This is a genomic window from Streptomyces sp., assembly GCF_036524955.1.
Classification (GTDB): domain Bacteria; phylum Actinomycetota; class Actinomycetes; order Streptomycetales; family Streptomycetaceae; genus Actinacidiphila.
This window is the reverse complement of sequence record NZ_DATDBG010000124.1, coordinates 1-2,656: the sequence shown is the minus strand read 5'-3', so window position 1 is coordinate 2,656 and position 2,656 is coordinate 1. Positions and strand designations below refer to the sequence as shown.

The 2,656-nt window shown below is 69.3% G+C and carries 3 protein-coding genes; 1 reads left to right on the top strand and 2 read right to left on the bottom strand.

Annotation, left to right across the window (positions count from 1 at the left end; translation table 11 throughout):
• Nucleotides 1-118: 118 nt before the first annotated feature.
• Nucleotides 119-502, top strand: coding sequence for a toxin Doc (locus tag VIW71_RS10640; RefSeq protein ID WP_331621844.1), 384 nt, complete (start codon nucleotides 119-121; stop codon nucleotides 500-502).
• A 535-nt stretch (nucleotides 503-1,037) separates the two neighbouring features.
• Here the strand turns inward: VIW71_RS10640 and trhA are convergent.
• Both trhA and VIW71_RS10630 read right to left on the bottom strand, forming a co-directional pair.
• Complete coding sequence (trhA, locus tag VIW71_RS10635) at nucleotides 1,038-1,841, bottom strand: PAQR family membrane homeostasis protein TrhA (protein WP_331621843.1); 804 nt, start codon at nucleotides 1,839-1,841, stop codon at nucleotides 1,038-1,040.
• Nucleotides 1,842-1,902: 61 nt separating this feature from the next.
• Entirely contained in the window at nucleotides 1,903-2,235 is a 333-nt protein-coding gene (locus tag VIW71_RS10630; protein ID WP_331621842.1) for a MerR family transcriptional regulator, read from the bottom strand.
• Nucleotides 2,236-2,656: the final 421 nt, after the last annotated feature.

Here is a 2,656-nt window from a genome sequence, read left to right as displayed (position 1 = left end):
CCGCCGCGTACGAAGCTGCGCTCGACCGTCCCGGCTTCGTCGAAGCCTTCGACGAAGCCTTCGGCGGCCAGCCCGCGACACCTGGCGGTAGTCACTCCGCCCGCCTGGCGGCCTGACCTTGGAACTGCACATCGACATCCGATGGCTTCTCGACCGGCAAGAGCGCATCCTTGGCAAGGATCTCCAGGTCCTGGACTACTCGGCGCTTGTCGCGGCCGTAGCCCGGCACCGAGTGAACACGCCCCACCTGGATGTGGACAGCCCCGACGCGTACTGGCGGGCCGCGACGCTGCTCGACACGATCGTGCTGCAGCGGCCACTGCCCGCCCGGAATGAGTTGTACGGGTACGCGGTCGCCGTGGCATACATCGAGGCCTCCAGCGAAACCGTCGTCGCCACCCAGCAACAGTGGATCCAGCTGATCGAGGACATCAAGGCCCTCCGGCTGACCACCTACGACATCGCCGACCGGCTCCGCTCATGGCAGGCATTGTCAACTTGAGCTGGCAGCCTTGGGGCTGGGTTGATCGTCGGATTTGTTGATCATCGCAGAAGCTGCGGCCATCGGCGCCCTGCCCGCCTTCGCCGGCAACAGCCTTGCGGGCCGGAGCCGGGGCGGTGGCCGCAGAGTCGCGGCGAAGACGGGCCCGAGCGAGCACTGCGGGTGCCGAAAACCCCATCCATAGCCCGGGCACCACGCTGCGCAGCGCACCGTGCGGCCTGTACCGGTCGCAGAACGACTCGAACTCGCCGAGCACGCGGAGCAGACGGACCCGGTTCCAGATCAAGGTCCGACCGAGGAACTCATGCCTGCAGGTCTGCACCCAGCCGCTCCCCCAGCTCCTCGACGGCGCCGGCATCACCCTCCACGGCAGCGGCAACCCACCCACAGCCGAACTCCGCCTCAACGACGCCGCACCACGGGACCCCGGCCTGCGCCCCGCAGCCACCCGGCCCACCGGCCCTCTCGGACAATGTGGGCCGGTGCCTGCCCCTGCCCCTGCGCGCCGTGCGTTTCAGCGGACCCCGAACAACAGTCATGTGGCTGCCAGGAGGATGGCCGTGTAGTGCGCGGTGAAGGCGGCGATGGTGAGAGTGTGGAAGACCTCGTGGAAGCCGAACCAGCGCGGCCAGGGGTCGGGGCGCTTGAGTGTGTAGACGACGGCGCCCGCGGTGTAGAGCAGGCCTCCGGCGACGACGAGGACGACGGCCGGGGTGCCGCCGGTGCGCGCGAAGTCGGGCAGGTAGAAGACCGCCGCCCATCCCAGGGCGAGGTAGCACGCGGTGTAGAGCCAGCGCGGTGCCCTGATCCACCAGACGCGGAAGGCGATGCCGGCCGCGGCCCCGGCCCACACCAGGGACAGCAGGACCACCTGCTGGTGCGCGGGCAGCAGCAGCACCGCCAGGGGCGTGTACGTGCCGGCGATGATCAGGAAGATGTTCGCGTGGTCCAGCCGCCGCAGAACCGCCTCACCCCGCGGACCCCAGTCCCCGCGGTGGTACAGCGCGCTGGTGCCGAACAGCAGGCAGGCCGACAGCGCGTACACCGAGCAGGCCGCCACTGCCGGCGCCGACCGCGAAAGGGTAATCAGGACGATGCCGCCGGTCAGCGCGAGGGGGAACATCCCGGCGTGCAGCCAGCCGCGCATCCGCGGCTTCAGCGCAGCCGCCGCGCGCTCCACCCCGCCTTCCAGGCCGACGGCCCTCCGCCCGAACATCGGCCGGCCGGTGGTGCCAGCAGGCGAATCGACCGCCGGTGCGCGGAAGGTGTCGGGCGTGGTGCCGGAGAGGTGTCGGAGCTCCCGTCCGCGTGCCGGTGGATGGGCGTCGTCAGCGATCATGTGCTCATATTACGAAATCGGTGGAAGGGTGCGGCATCGGCGCGTTGCCGCGGACTGCGGGTCAGTTGCCTTCCGTGTGCTGGGATGCGGAGCGGCGGTATTCGGCGTTGATGCGCTGGGCTTCTTCGAGCTGGTCTTCGAGGATGATGATCCGGCAGGCGGCCTCGATCGGGGTGCCCTGGTCGACGAGTTCCCGCGCGCGGGCGGCGATGCGCAGCTGGTATCGGGAGTAGCGGCGGTGCCCGCCGGCGGAGCGGAGCGGGGTGATCAGGCGGGCGTCGCCGATGGCGCGCAGGAATCCCTGAGTGGTGCCGAGTATCTCGGCGGCCCGGCCCATGGTGTAGGCGGGGTAGTCGTCGTCATCGAGCCGGTTGAACGAGTCGTCTGCTGTCATCTCGCCTCTCTGTGGAACACGCACGGAGGGGCCCTGGTGCCGTACCGGCACCAGGGCCCCGAAGGAACTGCAACACCATCTGCCGGTCCTATGTACTGCCCGGCCTACTGTGTCCGCACCGCCGCAGGGGGGCTGGCGGCGTGTGCGGGGATCGCGGTTGCGTGACCGGAGACCACCTCACTATCGATGTCCTGCGGTACCCGGGCTCACAACGTCCGCCCGGGCGATCCTGATGGTGCTCGGCGCCTCCGTTCTTCCCTCTGGATGAACTACCTACCAATCGGGCACTGCGCACTGCTTGTACTGCTGGTGATACGAACTGCTGGTGACCTGAGTAAGCGCCACCCTTCGGCAGCCAGCCCCGTCGCCCTTCCTGCGTCTGCTCTGGCTTAGAACCCCACTGCCGAACCTCCCGGCACGC